11 protein-coding genes and 1 riboswitch are annotated in these 17,510 nt (G+C 72.3%); of the genes, 5 read left to right on the plus strand and 6 right to left on the minus strand.

Going from position 1 to position 17,510, the window contains the following annotated elements; translation table 11 throughout:
* Positions 1 to 13 precede the first annotated feature (13 nt).
* Genes HD596_RS56575 through HD596_RS56590 form a run of 4 tightly spaced genes read right to left on the minus strand, consistent with a single transcriptional unit; the run spans position 14 to position 6,464 of the window.
* The gene (locus HD596_RS56575) at positions 14 to 2,140 is read right to left on the minus strand and encodes a transglutaminase TgpA family protein (RefSeq protein WP_185077617.1); all 2,127 of its coding nucleotides are present in this window, start codon (positions 2,138 to 2,140) and stop codon (positions 14 to 16) included.
* Positions 2,137 to 3,258: a DUF58 domain-containing protein gene (locus tag HD596_RS65420; RefSeq protein ID WP_221520074.1), complete on the minus strand. Its 1,122-nt coding sequence runs from the start codon at positions 3,256 to 3,258 to the stop codon at positions 2,137 to 2,139. The genes HD596_RS56575 and HD596_RS65420 overlap by 4 nt, the downstream gene beginning before the upstream one ends.
* Entirely contained in the window at positions 3,259 to 4,308 is a 1,050-nt protein-coding gene (locus HD596_RS56585) for an AAA family ATPase (protein ID WP_246555497.1), read from the minus strand.
* A 14-nt stretch (positions 4,309 to 4,322) separates the two neighbouring features.
* Positions 4,323 to 6,464 carry a fibronectin type III domain-containing protein gene (locus tag HD596_RS56590; RefSeq protein ID WP_185077618.1) on the minus strand — a complete coding sequence of 714 codons (2,142 nt, stop codon included), beginning with the start codon at positions 6,462 to 6,464 and terminating at the stop codon, positions 4,323 to 4,325.
* A gap of 163 nt (positions 6,465 to 6,627) precedes the next feature.
* Between HD596_RS56590 and HD596_RS56595 the strand changes: the two genes are divergently transcribed.
* From HD596_RS56595 to HD596_RS56615, 4 genes are all read left to right on the plus strand, one after another.
* The gene (locus tag HD596_RS56595; RefSeq protein WP_185077619.1) at positions 6,628 to 7,824 is read left to right on the plus strand and encodes a hypothetical protein; all 1,197 of its coding nucleotides are present in this window, start codon (positions 6,628 to 6,630) and stop codon (positions 7,822 to 7,824) included.
* Positions 7,824 to 9,629 carry a hypothetical protein gene (locus HD596_RS63345; RefSeq protein ID WP_246555498.1) on the plus strand — a complete coding sequence of 602 codons (1,806 nt, stop codon included), beginning with the start codon at positions 7,824 to 7,826 and terminating at the stop codon, positions 9,627 to 9,629. The genes HD596_RS56595 and HD596_RS63345 overlap by 1 nt, the downstream gene beginning before the upstream one ends.
* A gap of 57 nt (positions 9,630 to 9,686) precedes the next feature.
* Positions 9,687 to 12,977 carry a coiled-coil domain-containing protein gene (locus HD596_RS56610; RefSeq protein WP_185077620.1) on the plus strand — a complete coding sequence of 1,097 codons (3,291 nt, stop codon included), beginning with the start codon at positions 9,687 to 9,689 and terminating at the stop codon, positions 12,975 to 12,977.
* Between the two features lie 433 nt (positions 12,978 to 13,410).
* On the plus strand, positions 13,411 to 14,127 hold the full coding sequence (locus HD596_RS56615) for a carbonic anhydrase (protein ID WP_221520075.1): 717 nt from the start codon (positions 13,411 to 13,413) through the stop codon (positions 14,125 to 14,127).
* Positions 14,128 to 14,878: 751 nt separating this feature from the next.
* On the opposite strand, the gene HD596_RS56620 is transcribed toward HD596_RS56615, so the two are convergent.
* Positions 14,879 to 15,229 carry an MFS transporter gene (locus tag HD596_RS56620; RefSeq protein ID WP_185077621.1) on the minus strand — a complete coding sequence of 117 codons (351 nt, stop codon included), beginning with the start codon at positions 15,227 to 15,229 and terminating at the stop codon, positions 14,879 to 14,881.
* Positions 15,226 to 16,158: an MFS transporter gene (locus HD596_RS56625; RefSeq protein WP_185077622.1), complete on the minus strand. Its 933-nt coding sequence runs from the start codon at positions 16,156 to 16,158 to the stop codon at positions 15,226 to 15,228. Before HD596_RS56625 ends, HD596_RS56620 begins: the two co-directional genes overlap by 4 nt.
* Before the next feature lie 399 nt (positions 16,159 to 16,557).
* Positions 16,558 to 16,703: riboswitch (cyclic di-AMP (ydaO/yuaA leader) on the plus strand.
* Between the two features lie 12 nt (positions 16,704 to 16,715).
* On the opposite strand from HD596_RS56625, the gene HD596_RS56630 reads away from it, so the two are divergent.
* Entirely contained in the window at positions 16,716 to 17,492 is a 777-nt protein-coding gene (locus HD596_RS56630) for a glycoside hydrolase family 25 protein (RefSeq protein WP_185077623.1), read from the plus strand.
* The last annotated feature ends 18 nt before the right edge of the window (positions 17,493 to 17,510 follow it).

Consider the following 17,510-nt stretch of genomic DNA (forward strand, 5'->3'; position numbering starts at 1 on the left):
CTCATGGTCAACGTCATCTCAGGAGGAGGCGGTTGCGCAGGCGGGTCGTCAGGGGGGTGCCTGCGCGTACGGCTCTGCGGATGGCGTCGCTGCGCTGCCAGGCCTCGGCGGCGGCGTCCTCGGTGACGGCGTCCGGGGCGTACCGGACGAAGTTCGAAATTTCAGCCAAAGGCTGGATGTGGGCGGAAATATCCCCCGAGCCTGACTGCCTGGCGACCACGTCCGCCGCCGTCAGGGCGTACTGGCCCCTCAGCCCCAGGTCGTCGCAGGTCTGCCGCCACGCGCCGAGCACCCGCTGCTCGGGCCCCTCGGCCCGGCGGCGCCCGCGCCTGCGCCACCACGGCAGGGCCACCACCACCCCGGCGTACGCCACCAGCAGCGCCCCGCCCGCCACCGACGCGATCAGCCAGATCGCCGGGCCGCTCGACGGCTCCTCGCCGTTCCCCGTGGCCTGCGGCTGGGACGTCTTCGGCCGGTCGCTCCCGCCCTGGGTGAACTCGCCCTCCAGTTCCTCGCTCTCCTCGATGGCCGAGGACACGACGTCGTGGTCGTCCTTGGCGCCGCTGCGGCCCGGCGTGGGATAGAACGGCCGCCAGCCGAGCCCGTCGAACTTGATCTCCGCCCACACCATCACATGGCCAGATTTAACGCGATAAATCCCGCCGGACTCCTCGCCCGGTCTGAACCCCACCACCACCCGCGACGGCAGCCCGAGCGTCCTGGCCATGAGCGCGAACGTGGTCGCGAACTGCTCCGACGTCCCCCGGTGCGTGGTCTGCAGGAAGAACTCCAGCCCCTTGAGCGAGTGCCCCGGCGGCGCGGTGACATCGTAACTGGCGTTGGTGCGCAGGTACCTCTGCAGCCGGTACGCCCGCGTGATCGGCGTGGTCGCGCCCTTGGTGGCCTCCTGGGCGAGCTTGCGGAACAGCCGCTGCTGCGGCCCGGCAGGGAACGCGGTCAGCCCCGGGTCGACGGCGGGCCTGGCGTCGAGCAGCTCCTGCTTGGACGGCCGGGGCACCTTCGAGGTCACCTCGTAGCTGAACCCCTTGGCGGGCTTGGCACCGGCCAGCAGCGCGCCGCTCTCGGGGTCCACCACCAGCCCCCGCACGCCATCGACCCGCTCCGGCCGCTCGGCGGCGGGCAGCCAGGTGCCCGGGAGCCCGTCGAACGTCACCTTCTGACGGACGACGTCCGCCTTGCCCGTCCAGCCCGTCTCGGGCACCCGGCCGCCGGTGGGCTGGAACCGGGCTCCGGAGGTCCATCGGACGCCGTCGTACCGGTCGAGCACGGCCAGCCGCCAGTTGAGCGGTTTGTCGGCCTTGACGGTGAACAGCTCCCTGTCGGGGATCTGCAGCCACGCCGAGACCCGGTCCAGCGGGCTGACGCTGTCGACGCGCCGCGGCGGCGGGAGGTCGGCGTCCTGCCGGGGGTTGTACGGCTGCGCGGCGATGGGCAGCAGCGGCCCCACGGCCAGCGCCACCGCGGCCAGCGCGGCGGCGGCCGGCAATCCGGCCAGCAGCCAGACCGGGGAACGGTCGTCGCGCAGCAGGGCCAGCGCGGCGATCAGCACGAACAGCGCGCCCGCCACGGGGAGGTTCGAGCCCTCGCCGTCCACGCCCAGCAGCAGCGCCGTGCCGTAGACGGCCAGGGCCGGGACGGCGGCGGCGATCCTGGTGCGGGTGCGGGCCAGCGTCTCGGCGCCGATGACGGCGGCCGCCCAGACGAGGGTGTGGACGAGGACGAGGAGGTGCGGCTCGGGCTGGGCGGGGAGGAGGGTGGTGAGCAGGGCGTGCCAGGAGTTCGCCACGTCGGCGAACACGCCTGGGTGCGGGGCCTTGTAGAGGAGGACGGTGCCGGCGAACCAGAGGACGACGTCCAGGAGCAGGGCCAGCCAGAGGGGACGCCGGCCGAGGATCGCGGCTACGGCGGCGGGGGCGATGGCCGCGGGGATCACGGCGGCCAGCAGCTCGGTGCCGGGGAACACCCGGTGGAACCCCCACCCGGCCGCCCCGGCGACGCCCGCCACCAGCACCTGCCCGGCCATCCGCCGCCACAACGCCCCACCGGCCGCCCCGCCAGGCGTCGTCGCGTTCGGCGCGCGTCCGTGCCGGCCGCCGCTTCTGGGGGCCGGGGTGGTCATCGGGATCCCCATGCGAGCGGGAGCGCGTCCAGGGAGCCGATCGGCAGGACCGTCACCCCGGGGACCGCGACCGGCCCGGGGCCGACGTAGACGCAGATGACGCGGTCGAAGCGGCGGCGCACCCCCGCGACCCGCCCCGCCTCCGCCGGGTCCGGCGTGACCAGGACCAGGGAGCCGCCACCCCGGGCCAGGCGCATCGGCTCCGTGACGCCGCCCGTGTCCGCCCGTACCAGGGCCAGGCGGTCCAGCACCGTCTCGGGGTCCTTGGCGTCCGGTACGGGCCCGTCGCCGGTGACGAGGCGTACCGGGAAGCCCGCCGTGGCGGCGGCGAGCGCGACCGAGGCGGCGGCGTCCACGGCCAGCTCCGTGAGGTCGCGGGTGTCCAGGACGACGGTGGTGGTGGGCAGGCTGGCGTCGATGAGCTGGCGGACCATGAGCGTCCCGGTGCGGGCGCTCGACCGCCAGTGGACGTGCCGCAGGTCGTCGCCGACGACGTACTCGCGGAGGGTGTGGAAGGTGACCGTGCCGCTGGGAGCGTTGTCGCTGGTGGGGCCCTCCAGGTGGTGGGCCCGGCCGGACGGGGGGACGGGGAGGGCGACCGTGCGGGGCCGTACCAGGAGGGTGACCGGCGAACCGTACGATCTGACGCGCCGCGTGAGCCCGAACGGGTCGGCCCGGACGAGCAGCAGCGGCCCCACCGGGATCTCGCCGCGGGTGTCCGTCGGCAGCGGGTACGACACCGTTCGGACGGCCCCCTTCGGCAGCCTGGGCAGGTCGACGGTGTGCTCCGCCGCGCCGATCCGGTCCTGGGCGCGCAGGCCGGACAGGCCCCGGCGGCCGAGGTTGGTGACGTTCAGGACGGCGACGGCGGCGTCCCCCCGCGGCACCTTCAGGGGCGTGACCTCGCGCCGCACCTCCAGCCTGGGCCTCGGGGCGGTCCACGCGAGCGCGGCGGCCAGCGCGAGCAGGCCGCCGGTGGCGAGCACGACGGGCTCGGGGTAACCGAGCGCGAACCCCGCCGCGTACAGCGCGAGGGACCCGGCGAGAGTCCCCCAGCCCAGCGGGGTCAGCACCGCGGTGAGCCGCTGCCGGGGAGCCGGTGGCGGGGTGGCTCGCACCTACGCCGCCTGCGGCACCGGCATCCCGGCGAGGATCTCGCCGAGCGCGGCCGCGGCGTTGACCTCGCGCAGCTCGGCCTCGGGCGTGAGGATCAGCCGGTGCGCCAGCACGGGCACGGCCAGCGCCTTCACGTCCTCCGGCACGACGTAGTGCCGGCCGGCCGCGGCGGCCTTGACCCTGGCCGCGCGCAGCAACGCCAGGCTGCCCCGGGGGCTGGCCCCGAGCCGCAGGTGAGGGCTGGTACGGGTGGCCGAGCACAGCGCGACGATGTAGTCGTACACGGCGTCGGCCACGTGGATCCGGGAGGCGAAGTCGATCATCCCGGCCACGTCCGACGACCGCGCCACCATCGGCAGCCGCTCGACCTGCGGCCCCGTCGGCATGCCCTTGAGCACCTCCACCTCGGAGACGTGGTCGGGGTAGCCGACGGAGATCTTCATCAGGAAGCGGTCGAGCTGGGCCTCGGGCAGCGGGTACGTGCCGTCCATGTCGACCGGGTTCTGCGTGGCCACCACCATGAACGGCCTGGGCACCGGATGCGGCTCGGCGTCCACCGTGACCCGGCGCTCCTCCATGACCTCCAGCAGCGCGGCCTGGGTCTTCGGCGAGGCGCGGTTGATCTCGTCGGCGAGCACGATGTTCGCGAAGACGGGCCCGTGGTGGAACTCGAACTTCTGGTGCGCCTGGTTGAAGATCGACACGCCGGTGATGTCGCTGGGCAGCAGGTCAGGGGTGAACTGGATGCGTCGCCACTCGGCGTCCACGCTGGCCGCGAGCGACCTGGCCAGCGTGGTCTTGCCGGTGCCGGGCACGTCCTCGACGAGCAGGTGCCCCTCCGAGAACAGGCAGATCAGCGCCAGCTCGATCGCCTCGTGCTTGCCCCGGATGATGCGCTCGATGTTGCCGGCGAGCAGCTGGAAGCGCTGCGCGAACTGCCCGGCCAGCTGCGCGCTCTGCTGCGGCTGCTGCTGGTAGGACTGTTCGACTCCCTGCTGCTGGTACGGCTGCACGGTCTGCTCGAACTGGTCCTGATAGTTGTACTGGGTCAACTGAGCCCCCCTCCTCAGTCGGTGCACTCGAAGAGCGGCCCCTCGGGGAAGCCGCCGTCCGGAGTCGCCACAAGAGTGTCGCTGAGCCACCCGTTCCCGTACTGCGTTTCAACTTTGTTCCAAATGTCACTCGTGCTGCCGTCTTGCGACTCGGTGACAGATTGGCCCTTGACCTGGCAGATCACGGTCACCGTGATGTACTGGCCCTGCGGGATCTTGCCGACGTTGTCGTCGCCGTTCTTGGCGGGGGCCGGCCGGATCAGGGTGTTGGTCTGGTCGTTGTTCTTGTTCTTGTACTGCTGCCTCGGGTAGGCCAGGTCGACCTCGGTGGTGGCCACGTCCGGGCTCTCCCCCGCCGCGTTCTTGGCCTTGAGCTTGAACGCGTGCTTCTGGTTGTTCTTCAGCCCGTCCACCGTGAACGACGTGCCCTTGATGCCGTTGTTCGTGGCCGCGCCGGTCAGCTCGTAGGTGACGCCGTCGTCGCCGTTCGCGGGGGCGCTCCAGCTCAGCTCGGCGCCCCGGTTCTTGGCCTTGGCGGTGAAACCGGTCGGCGAGCCGGGCGCCACGCAGGGCTTGGCCCCGGCGCTGGGCTGCGACTCGACCTCGCCGCCCGCCCAGTGCGCGACCACCACGAACGTGTACTCGTTCGCGCAGTCCCCGCCCGTGAACTCGAACTGGAACGGCCCGTTCGCGTCCACCGACTGCGGCACGGAGCGGCCGGCGCCGGAGGAGGTCTTCAGGGTGTACCGCGCGACCTTGCCGCCGGTGGACGGGCTGAAGGACACCGTCACCTTGCCGGGGCCGGACCTCGCGCTGACGGCGCCGGGCGCGGACGGCGCGCTGGGCGACGGGGTCGGGGTGGGTGATCTGGTGGGCTCGCGGCTCGGGGTCGGCGTGGGCTCGGCCTCGCGGGTCGGCTCGGCCTCGCGGGTCTGCGTGGGGCGCGGCTCCGTCCTGGTCGGTACGGGGTCGGGCCGGGTGTCCGTCTTGGACGGCTCCGGGCGCGGCGTCTGCTTCGGCTTGGGCGTGCTGGTCGGCCCCGGTACGTCGGAGTCGTCCTTGTCGACGTCGTGCTTGCGGCCCTCGGGGTCGATGACGACCGCCTTGTCGCCGTTCTCGTCGTTGGCCCAGAGCAGGCCGTCCTTGACGAACACGTCCACCGGGCCGGGCGCCTGGGTCACCTGGAGCGTGGTGGGCCGGCCGCCGGCCGCGCTGTCCCAGACGATGAGGGAGCCCTTGCCCTGGTCGGGCACGTACACCTTGCTGCCGAGCACCTGCGGCACGCCGAGCTTGGCGGGGTCCGGCGACTCGAACTTGGTGCTCAGCACCGAGTTGGACGAGGTGTCGATCACCACGAGCAGCCCCGAGTCGCCGGGCGTGAGGATCGGGACCAGCGGGCCTTCCGTCGTGGCGGGGGTGAGCGCGCCGCCCTTGGCGGCCTGGGCCACGCCCTTGGGCAGGGTGATCTCGCCGACGCCGCCGTCCGCGCCGATGACCGTGGCGGTGGCGGCCCGGCTGTTGACCACGACGGGCAGGCCGCCGGCGATCGTGACCGCCAGTTCCTCGCCCGGCTCGCCGACCTTGAGCGGGCTCGCCGCGGCGCCGTTCGACACCGGTGCGACCTGGCCCTTGGCGGTCACGGGGACCCACAGCCGGCCGCCGCCGTCGATGCGGGCCGCGCCGAGCGGTCCCGGGAGGGTGATCGGGGCGCCGACGGAGTTGAGCGTGACCGGGTCGATCCGCTGGACCCTGCCGGACGCCGGGTCCACCGCGTACGCGGTGTCGCCGGACACCGCGAGCTGCAGGCCGGCCGCGCCGAGGTCGCGGGACTGGGAGACGGTGAGCTGGCTGGGTTCGACGCGGCTGACGTAGCCGGTGGCGTCGTCGACGAGCAGCACGTTGCCGTCGTCCTGCACGACGCGCAGCTGGCGTCCTGCCTTGTCGCCGAGGTAGCCGTCGACCTCGCCGGACAGGCCGTTGACGTGCACGATCTTGCCCTTGGCCCGGGTCCAGAGCCAGGCGCCGACGTCGGCCAGCTTCGGGTTGGCGCTGGAGACGCCCACGCCGAACCACGCCGCCGCGGCCACCAGGACCACGGCCGCCACGCCGGCGATCACCGCTGTGTTTCGGTCCCCTTGGAGCATGCGCAACTGCACGCGTAACTCACCCCGTATGTACGATTACAGAGCGTTTGCCCCCGTATTATCGGGCATCACCCTAGCGCTCACAGGCCGCTTGCGCGTATGTACCGGCTGGTAGCGCTCGCGAGGTGGTTGTGGTGTGCCGAGACTGTCGGCGCGAAGCCGTACCTTAGTGCCCGTGTCCGAACAGCCCCTGACCCTCGACGCCGTCCTCACCGACGAGGCGGTCCTGTCGACCTACCGCCGGATGTTCGCCGCGCTGGCGCGCGACAGCGGCGCGGTCGTCGACGACCCTGCCCTGGTCGACATCGCCGAGACGCTGTTCTCGGCGTTCGCGGAGGCGGGCGAGGAGTGGCTGACGCACGAGCAGATGCGTTTCGCGTGCCGGGCCTACCCGGGCGACCAGTTCGACAACCGGCTGCGGGTGCTCAAGGGCCTCGGGGCCATCCGCGAGGTGTTCCCCAAGCCCAACCAGCTGCGTTACCGGGCCTCGTTCACGAGCGTGGTCGGGCTGATGTTCATCCGGCGGATGATGTCCGACGGCGGGCAGTCGGAGATGCACCGGCTGCTGGCGCTCGAAGACCTCAACGTCGCCGACCCCCGCACCACGATGGAGGAGGCCAGGCAGAGCGCGGTCAACCTGGCGCGGGCGTTCCGGCTGTGGGCACTGGAGCTGATCACGCTCACCACGGGCACCATCGAGGAGCTGCGCGAGCAGGCGCCCAAGCTGTGGGGCACCGAGGAGATCGCCCGGCGCGCGCAGGGGCTGCACGGCACCATCCTGACCCGGTGGCCGGAGCTCGACCGGGTCTGCACCGACCTGCGGGCGGCCATCTACGCCTACAGCGACGCCTCCCGCCGCGCCGCCGGACGCCTGGCCGACTCGGCGGGCACCACCCGCAACCTGACGTTGCTGCCCACCGAGACGTGGCGCACGTTCTCGCAGACCGCGTCGCGGGAGCAGCTGGCGGCGGTGCTCGACGGGTTCGTCTTCGACGTGCCCGCGCCGTGGCACGATCCGGCCGCCATCGCCCGCGCCGTGGACGAGGCCCCGCGCCCCGCCCCCGCCCAGCCCACTCCCCCGCGCTCCAACCTCCCCGACCCCGGTCCCGGCGACTCGCTCGACACCTCGCTCAGCGCGGCCATGGAGCGGCTGCGGGAGGTGGCGGAGTCGCTGCTCGGTGACGCCTCGCGGGTGGCGCTGGCCGACGTGCTGGGCTCCGACTGGCCCTCGGCGCGGCGCGTGCTGGCCGACCTGACGACCGTGGACCTGCGGCCTGAGCTGCCTTACCGGCTGTCGTGGTCCGACGGGCTCTCGATCGACCCGGACCGCGAGCCGGCCTGGCTCTCCCAGGGCTACTTGGAGCGCACCTGATGCCCACCCCTCACCACCCGGACCCCACCCGCCCGGACCCCACCCACCCGGCCTCCGCCCACCCGGAAACCGACCGCCCGGACCCGGCGCCGCACGCCTCGGAGCCGCACGTCTCGGAGCCGCACGCCTCGGGGCCGCACGCCTCGGGGCCGACTGACGGTGGAGCCCGCGCGCGCCCGGCCACCGCCGGTGAGACCGATCGCCAGGGGGCAGGAGCCCGCTCGCGTTCGAAGGGCGGCGTGCAGGCGCGGGCGCGGGCGGGTGCGCTTGACGGGCCCGCCGCGCATGTGCGGGTGCGGTCGGGCGGGCCGCTGTGGCTGGCGGCCGGGGAGCCCGCGCCACCGGGCATGGTGCGGCTGACGCGGCCCGACTCCACCGGGCAGGCCCTGCCGGTGTGGCCCGACGGGGTGACGCCGTCGCTGCTGGAGGAGTACCAGGTGGCGCCCGTTCCGGTGGAGCGGTCCGGCGAGACCCGGCGGGTGCTGGCGGCGGTGCTCAAGTGCTGCTGGACCGACCTGTCCGTGGACCCGTGGCCGGGCGAGCCCGCGCCCGTGGAGCTGGTGCTCGACACGTACCGGGCGCTGATCGGCCGCACCGACGACCTGATGCGCAACTGGGCGATCGGCGCGATGCGCCGCCTGCACGACTCGGCGTGGATCGTCGTGGACGACGGCGTGGTCACCCTCGGCCCGCGTTGTGCGCTGTGGCCGGTCGAGTCGCACGCGCAGTTGCAAGAGCTGGTCCGCCGCCTGCCCGAGCCCGAACGTCCCGAGCTCACCGTGGTCGGCGACGCCGACATCGTGGCCGCCGCCCACCCGGCCGAGACCGTCCCCGACCCGGAGGCGGGGCTCGGGGGGCGGGTCGAGGGCGGGTCCTCGGAGTTCGACGATCTGCTGGGGGCTTATGACGAGCGGCGGCGGGCGGAGCTGGTGGCGGCGTTCATGGTGGTGGAGCACGCCGCCGAGCCGGTGCAGGAGGTCCGCTTCGCCGCCCTGCGCGACCCGGCGCTGCGCCACACGCTGAGCGAGATGCTGGCCAGACGCGGCCGTACGCTCATCCAGCACCGCGACCGCTGGACCTCCGGCTACGACGACACCCAAGCCGCCGCCCTCACGACGTCCACAACCGAGGGCCCGCACAGGGGCGCGCACGAGACCCCACGCAACACCGCACACGACGACGGGTGTGAAGCCACCGCGGCCGTCGCTGCGGAGGCCGCAGGCACAGCCGTCGTTTCGGAGGCGGGCACCGCAGGCATGGCCGTCGTCGCCGAGCCGGGCGCGGCCATTGCCGGAGAGGTCGGGGTCGCGGGCGCGGCCATTACCGGGGAGGTGGGCGAGCGCGTCGATCGGGCGGACGGCGACGAGCCGGTGGCCGGACGGGCGGTGGCCGGACTGGCCGCGGCTCCTGGCGTTCGGTCCGGTGTCCCGGCGGGCCCGCGGCTGGGGGTGAGCGAGCGGGCCGTGCTGACGCTCGTCCTGGTGCACTCCGTCGCCATCCCCAGGGCCGAGGGGCTGTTGCCCGAGGACTCGTGGTTGTCGCCGCACCCCACCCCGGTGGACGAGCTGCGCCGCCACACCCAGCTGCCGATCGGCGAGCTGGAGGCGGCGTTGCGGACGTTGCGGCACGCAGGGCTGCTGGGGCAGGTCAAGGCCGGTGAGGAGGCGGGCGGCTACGTGCCGGGCCCGCAGTTCCATCGGCTCACTCCGGCGGCCCGGCGGCGGTTGCAGGAGGAGCTCATCCTGGCGGCCGGGCCCAACACGCCGCTGGCGGCCGCCGTACGATCCCGAAGATCGGCGAAGTGACCGCGACGGCACACAGATTCAGCGTCATGACGGATGGAAGGACTACGGGGGTAACAGGTGTCGCAGGTGGAGAACGTCGTCGGAGACCGGGTGCTGATCGCTGTGCAGGCGGTCAACATTTCGCGGCTGTCGACCCATCCGGTGCCCACCGTCCCCGGCACGCTCATCGTCGTGGCGGGTGCCGGGCCGAAGGACTCCAACGGCGCGGGCAAGTCGTCGTTCATCGCCTCGATCACGGCGTTGCTCGGGGACGAGCAGTGGCGCTTCGCCTCGGGCGCCAAGGCGGTGTCGGAGCTGCTCTTCAACGCCGAACTGGCCAGCGGCGCGGGCGCCCGCCAGTGGGCGAGCGCCGACCACGGCTACATCGTGGGCGTCTTCGGCCCGCCCGGCATGGATGGCTTCGCCCCGTACGACACGGCGGAGGCGGCGCCAACGGGCGCTCTTCCGGCCGGTGGGGCGGGCGACGGAGCGGCCACGGACGGTGCGGCCGTCGCAGGTGACGGGGGCGGCTCCGGGCACGGGGGCGGCTCCGGGCACGGGGGCGGCTCTGGGGAAGGCGAGTTCGTGCTCGAGAGTCAGGTGGCCGGGGCCGAGCTGAGTGGTGAGCTGTTCGAGGTGCCCGACACCTCGGGCGGGGCGCTCACCGTGTGGCTCAAGGTCAACCAGGAGGCGCCGCACCTGGAGATCCGGTGGCGGGAAGGGGTGCATCTGGCGGCCTCCCCGTCCGAGGCCGAGCGGGTGGCACGGGCCGACGAGATCTGGGCGACGCTGCCGAAGTCGGCCGGGCGGCGCGACGTGGTGGCGCGCGACCTCACCAAGGTGCTCTACGGCGACCGGGTCAGGTGCGTGTCGTTCCTGTCCACCTCCGTACGGAGCAAGGTGGCCACGAACCTGCTCTCCCAGCCGCTCAACGAGATCTCCCCCGAACGCGTCTTCGAGGCCATCGCGGCCCTCACCGGCCTCGACGCCGAGTTGGAGCAGGAGCGGGAGGCCCGCCGCGACGAGCATGCCAAGCGGGTGCGCGCCGCGCAGGCGGCCGAACGGCTGGCGGAGTTCGAGATGGAGTCGAAGGCGCTGCTGACCACGTTCGACCGGCGTGATCAGGCGAGGATCCGGTTGGCGGACGCGCTGCGGTGCTGGCGCGGCAGGCAGGCGCGCAAGCTGGCCGACGCGGCGGGCAAGGACGAGGCGCTGGCCGCCGAGCTGGAACGGCACCGCGCGGCCGGAGAGGCGGCGGCCGAGGCGATCGCCATGGTCAAGGCGGAGATCGCCACGCTGCGGGAGGACACCCTCGACCGGCAGGTCTCGCAGGCCCGCAAGGAACTGGCGGCGCTGCAGGCGCGGGCGGCCAAGCTGGACGCCGACCGTGCGGTGGCCGAGAACTCCGCCGACGAGCTGCGCGGTCTGATCCCGGCGCTGGAGGAGACGCGCAGGTTCGCGGACGGGCGTGACGTGCCCACGGCGGAGCGGGAGCTGCGGGAGGTCCGGCTGCGGCTGAACGAGGCGCTCAAGGCGCTCGGGGTGGCCGACCAGGAGGTGTCCTCGGCGCAGGCGGCGCTGGACGACGCCGAGGGCGGTCCGGCGGCGGCCCAGCTCAACGCGCTGGCGGCGGCGGGCATCGGCGCGACCGGCCTGCTGGACGCGCTCGACGTGGCCGAGCAGGCCCGCGACGCCGCCCACACACCCCCGGCACAGTCCGCCGGTGGAAGCCAGGCACTACGCGGGACGACCTCGGCCACCCCCGAGGCGCTCGGCGCCGCCCTCAAAGCACGCTACGGGAAGGCGCCCGGCGGCGGTGCTGGCCAGGTGGCGGGAGTGGCGTTGGGGGATTTGCGGGGGTGGCCGAATGAGCATGCGGTGATCGTGGACGCCGCGCAGCTCGACGACGCCGCTGCCGCCCTGGCCGAGTTGCCCGGGTCCGTGCTGGTCAGCTCGGCCGGGGTGAGCGTCGTGGGGGCGTTCGACGGGGTGGCGACCGGGCGGGAGGCTCGGATCAAGGCCGCCGAGCTGCGGCTCAACCGGGCCAAGGACGTCCAGGAGACGGCGGCGCAGGCCGTACGCGACGGAGAAGAGGACGTCGCGGAGGCGCAGCGGCGGCTGGAAGGGGCCAGGGCCGGGGTGCGCCTGGCCGAGCTGGAGGCGAAGCTGGGCGAGCGGCGGGCCAGGCTGACCGAGCTGAACGCGGCGATCGGGGAGCTGGCGCCGAAGGTGGCCGAGGCCGAGCGGCACGCCGGTGCGCTCGACTTCCGGGCCAGGACCAGGGACATGGAGATCGAACGCCTGGAGGGGCGGCGGCACCGGCACGAGGCCGAGCGAACGCAGGCACGCGACCAGGAGGCCAAGGTCGGCGCCGAACGCGAGGCGCTCAAGCTCGACGCGCTGGCCGCCGACTGGGGCGGCACGGTCGAGACCGCCCGCGAATGGCTGAACGCGCTGCCCGAGGAGGAGCGGCCGCGTGCGGCCGAGGAGTGGTGGCGGATCGCCGAACGCCACTTCGACCAGGCCCTGCGCGACACGTTCCCGGAGGAGGACGCGGAGATCCCCGAGGAGCTGCGGTTCCTGCTGAGCGAGCGGAGCGGGAGCACGGCGCGGGAGCAGGCGACGTTCGCGGCGGTGTGCGGGGCGCTGGCGTCCTACCTGCGGGGCCAGGAGGAGTACGAACGGCACCAGCGCCGCCAGATCGAGGCGCAGGTCGTCTCCCGGCAGCGCGACCTGTCGGCGGCGGCCAGGGGCGCCGAGGAGGCGGCGCAGTCCACGGCCGTACACCGGGCGGCGCTGACGGCGGCGATCAAGGCGCGGCTCACGCGGGTGGCCGAGGAGTTCGAGAAGCTCGACACCTCGTACGGGGGTTACGGCGCGACCCTGGAGTTCCCGGTGCCGCCCGCGCCCGCCGACCCCGAACAGCGCTGGCAGTGGCGGGTGACACCGAAGTGGCGGCGCGGCGAGGGGCAGGGGTTCGTGCCGTACAACCGGCGGGCCAACACCGCACTCATGGACGAGAAGGCCGTCAAGCTGGTGTGCGCCGCGGCCATCGCCTCATCCGGAGGCGGTCACCTGTGCCTGGTCCTCGACGAACTCGGCCGCAACCTGGGCAAGGAACACCGCAGGGAAGCGGTCGCGCTCTTCCGGCGGATCGGGGAGACGTACGGGATCACCGTGATCGGGGCGCTGCAGGACGACATGGAGCCGTACGCGATCGACGCCTGCGGGCAGTACATCAAGCTGCGGCGGTCGTCGGACGCGATGCCGTACAACGAGCCGCCGGTGATCGTCGGACACGACCAGCACGCCGACCGGGTACGCGCCCTGGCCGCCTACGTCGACAGGACCGCGGCAGCGCTCATCTGACGGGCCCACCGCCTCCGTGGCGGTCATTTGACGGGCCCGCTGCTTGCGGGCGCCCGCTTGACGGGCGGGCCCGTGACGGTCACTTAGCGGCCCGCCGCCTGGGGGCGCTCGCTTGACGGGCGGGCCTGTGCAAGAGGCACAGGGGAAGAGGGGGCCTCGGTCGCACTCCTCCATCGCTCCAGGACGCGCCGGGCAACGCCCTGCCCCTGCTCGGCGAGGCCGCACGCGTGTTCGCCGAAGCCCTCCTCCGAGCCCCCGCCCCGTAGGCTCCCCCACACGGGCCGGCGACTTCCCCACGGTGACCAAGCCGCCGGCACCGCCGCGTCGCGGACGCCGATTTTTGCCGGCCGAATATGACAACGTGCAACCTCACCTGTGATGAGCGTTACATATTCTGGCGCATCGATATAAGAGCGGCGCATACTCCTGTTCCATGCCAAATCACATGATCAACCGGCGTGCTCTCCTGCGCGCCGGCATCGTCACCGGAGGCCTCCTGACCGGCGTGGCCTCCGCGAGCACCGCCGCGTTCGCCCGCACCGCTCAGCCCTCGAACACCGCCCCGGACCAGCGTCCAGCCACCCCGGCCGAGGCGTGGGCGACGCTGCGCGAGGGCAATCGGCGCTGGGTGGACGGCACCGCCACCCACCCGCACCAGGACGCGGCCCGGCGCAAGGAAGTAGCGGAGAAGCAGGACCCGTTCGCGGTCGTCTTCTCGTGCATCGACTCGCGCGTCGCTCCAGAGTTAGTCTTCGACACCGGCCTGGGCGACCTCTTCGTGGTGCGGACCGCCGCGCAGACCATTGACCCGCTGGTGACGGGCGCCGCCGAGTACGGTCCGGCCGAGCTCGGCACCCCGCTCGTGGTCGTGCTCGGCCATCAGCGCTGCGGCGCCGTCACGGCCGCCGCCGAGTCGCTGCACGACCACAAGAAGCTGCCCGGAGAGCTGGACACGATCGCCTCCGCCCTGCGTTCGGCCTACAAGCGTTCGGGTGGCGACGTCGACAAGATGATTCGCATCAACACCATCGACGTGGTGAAGCAGCTCAAGAAGGACAAGCTCTTCGCGCCGCGCATCGCCAAGGGCCGGCTCAAGGTCATCGGCGCGTACTACTCGATCGACACCGGCGAGGTCACCCGCCTCGTCTGACGCTCGGGGAAGAACGTCCTCGGGCCGCCGAGCACGACCTCGACGGTCGGGCGCTCACCTTGAGCGCCCCCGCCGAGGTCGTCCTCACCCCGCTCGCAGTGCCCGTCGATCCCGCGCGCGGGGCAGCGTCGACCCCCTTTTGGCTGGAACGGCCCGGTCGTGCCGCCGTACGTGGTGATCTTGTATTTGGCGCGCCAGGCCCGCGAGCGGCCACCGTCCGCGTCATGAAAGCGCCCCTTCCTTGGGCACGCCGGCCGCCTCCGGAGGGGCGGACGCAGTTCCGGTCCGATGCGTCCGGCACGTTCTCCGGCGTCGTAAGCGACCGGTGCCGATGGATCGCCCTGTACCGGTGGTGAGGTGACCGGCCCTCGTTGATCGTCACGGTCGGCCTGGCACTGGGCGGGCGAGGGTGAAGACGGTGCCGCGCTCCCGGCCGTCGTCGGGCAGCCGGCGCTCCGCCCACTTGTCCATCGCGGCCTTGATCTCGGCGGCGTACTCGGCCAGTTTTTCCGCCGGTGACGCGGGTCCACACCTCGGCGGAGGACGGCCCGAGCGGTCGGCGTTTCTGCTCTGAATGCGGCTGGTCCGCCCAGCGGCGCACGTGGCCGACAGCTGTCCACGCGACACCATGCGACTACGGAGCACAGGGAGTGCGGACGGTCAAGGGGACCGCGCACCTTGTGGCCATCGACCGGGCCGAACGTGAGATCTCCCCGGCCCGCCGAGGGTCGGGGAGATCTTCTGGTGGCTGTCAGTGATGGTGTGCGGCGAGCTCGTGATGATGGGACCCAGCCGGCTGCCGCCGATCGAGGGTCGCCCAGGTGATCAAAGCGGTGAGTAGTCCGGCGCTGGTCAGCAGGCCGCCAACCCAGTTGACCGAGGTCAGCCCGAGGCCGCCGTCGATGGCAGCACCTCCGAGGTAGATGCCGATGGCACTGCCCAGGGTGAAGGCGGAGATGTTGGCCGCCGAGGCCACATCGGGCGCGTGCCCGGCCGCCGTCATCACCCTCAGCTGCAGCGGCGCCACCACCGCGAAGGCCGCGGTGCCGAACAGCAGCATCATCGCGACGGTGGCCACCTTGCTCTCGATCGCGACGTTCATGGCGAACAGGGCGATTCCAGCGCACCGAGAGTGCCCAGGACGGCGGGCATGACCTTCCTGTCGGCGAGCCGCCCGCCGAGGGTGTTGCCGGCGAACAGGCCGACCCCGAAGAGCAGCAGCAAGGGCGTGACCCAGGCAGGGTCGAATCCGGTCACCTCGGTGAGCTGGGGAGAGATGTAGACGTAGCTGGTGAAGACGCCGCCGTACCCGAGCATCGTGGTCAGCAGCGCCCCCCACACGGCCGGTCGCCTGAGCGCGGCCACCTGCTCTCGCATGGACGGCCCCTGACCGCCGCCTCCCAAGTGAGCCAGTGCGTGGGCGTCCAGCCCCTCGAACTCGCCTCCCACGTGCGCGTCGTGGTGCCCATGCTCCTCCACCTTCCTGGGCAGGGCGGCGAGCAGGCCCAGCAGCGCCAGGCCACCGAAGATCACGAGGGTCCAGAACGTGAATCGCCAGCCGAGCACCTGACCGACCGCCGCACCGATCGGCGCGCCGAGGATGGTGGAGGCGGTCAGGCCGGAGAACACGACGGCCACGGCGCGACCCTTGCGCTCGGGGTCGACCAGCTCGGCGGCGAACACGGCGGCGATGCCCAGGAACGCCCCATGCGCCATGGCGGAGACGACCCGGCCCATCATGATGGCTCCGTAGCCGGGGCCGGCCGCCGAGAGCAGGTTCCCCAGGAGGAACACACCGGTGGTCAGCAGCAACATCGATCGGCGCCCGAATCGGGTGCCGAGCGCGGTGAAGATCGGGGCGCCGATCGCCACGCCGAGAGCGTAGACACTCTCGAGATGGCCCACAGCACCGATCGAGACATTGAGGGCGTCGGCTATCTCCCGGACGACTCCGGCCACGATGAACTCGTCGGCACCCATCGCGAAGGCGCCCAGCACCATCGCCCAGATCGCCAGTGGCATCTTCCTCATCGCAGGCTCCCATTGACGTGGAAGGTCGGTGTGCGGGCCGCGATCCACAGCCCGGCACACCCTGACGCCGCCCTAAGCGCTATACCCGCCTAGGGTATTCCAGCGCATCCGACAGCGATCGGAGTTTCGCCAGTACGGCTCTCGTGGAGGTAGGGCATGTCGTGAAGCCCGCCCGGAAGCGGCCCGCAAACTTTACCCAGCCCCGAACCTCCTGCAACGACGGCATTTCAGCGCCTGTCCGGGAGGCCATAGGCCGAGATCCGGTTTGCCCTATTTGCATCCCCCGTGGGGGTATATATACCTTTACGGGGTCGCGGCACGCCTCTGGACGAACTCTTCCGTTGTCTCGTTGCCGCTCCGTTGACCGGACCGTGCGCCGTCCCGATGCAGCTTCGGGACGGCGTTCGGCCGCCGAATCCGCTCCTCGCGGAACCGGGGATCCCATTTTTCCGGGGTGAATCGGACGCCAGCCCAGGGCTGCGCCCGTAGGGCACTTCCAGTCCCGAACCCGTCAGCTAACCCGGTAGGCGGCATGGAAGCTAGGAGTCAATACCCGCATGCCCAACTTTCGGCTTGCCGCAATCGCCCATTCCTTCAAGACCCCCTTCGATCTTCCCGCCAAGCGTCTCAGCCTCGCCATCGGCGGCGTGATCCTGGCCGGAACCACCGTGTTCACGGGTGTGACCGGCACCGCGCAAGCTTCGACCAGCGAGCACATCTCGTCACACGGAGCTGAGCATGACGCCAGAGCGCTCACCTACGGCGTGGACGTCTCCAGGTACGAGTCCCAGTACGACTGGAATGCCAGCCCTGCCCAGTTCGGCATCATCAAGGCCACCGAGGGCACGAAATTCCGTGACGCCTCCTTCGCCCGCCACTGGCGTGAACTAGGCAAGAAGGGAATCGTGCGCGGGGCGTACCACTTCGGACATCCCCGCAACAACCCCATCGCCGAGGCGGAGTACTTCCTCTCCATGGTGAACTCGCAGCCCACCAAGCCCGGCGACCTGCTGGTCCTCGACCTGGAGACCACCGACGGCAAGTCCGTGGCCGAGGTCAACGCCTGGGCCAAGACGTGGTTGTCGTACGTGAAGGCCAAGACCGGCGTCACCCCGATGATCTACAGCGGCTGGAACTTCGCCAACACCTACGGCAGAGGCCTGGCCCAGTACCCGCTCTGGGTCGCCCACTACAGCAAGGGCAGGGGCACGGTCACCCCGCCCGCCGACTGGAAGTCCTGGGCCATCCACCAGTACACCGACTCCCCCATCGACCAGAACGTCTCCGCGCTGACCCCCGCCCAGCTGCGCGGCCTGGGCCGTCCCGCCGTCTGAGCAGGCAGACGGGACACC

It is taken from the genome of Nonomuraea jabiensis (genome assembly GCF_014204795.1).
GTDB lineage: Bacteria > Actinomycetota > Actinomycetes > Streptosporangiales > Streptosporangiaceae > Nonomuraea > Nonomuraea jabiensis.

Coding starts and splice junctions, on each gene's coding strand:
- HD596_RS56575 (WP_185077617.1), bottom strand. CDS start 2,140: ATGACCACCCCGGCCCCCAGAAGCGGCGGCCGGCACGGACGCGCGCCG.
- HD596_RS56620 (WP_185077621.1), bottom strand. CDS start 15,229: ATGAACGTCGCGATCGAGAGCAAGGTGGCCACCGTCGCGATGATGCTG.
- HD596_RS56625 (WP_185077622.1), bottom strand. CDS start 16,158: ATGAGGAAGATGCCACTGGCGATCTGGGCGATGGTGCTGGGCGCCTTC.
- HD596_RS63345 (WP_246555498.1), top strand. CDS start 7,824: ATGCCCACCCCTCACCACCCGGACCCCACCCGCCCGGACCCCACCCAC.
- HD596_RS56630 (WP_185077623.1), top strand. CDS start 16,716: ATGCCCAACTTTCGGCTTGCCGCAATCGCCCATTCCTTCAAGACCCCC.
- HD596_RS56615 (WP_221520075.1), top strand. CDS start 13,411: ATGCCAAATCACATGATCAACCGGCGTGCTCTCCTGCGCGCCGGCATC.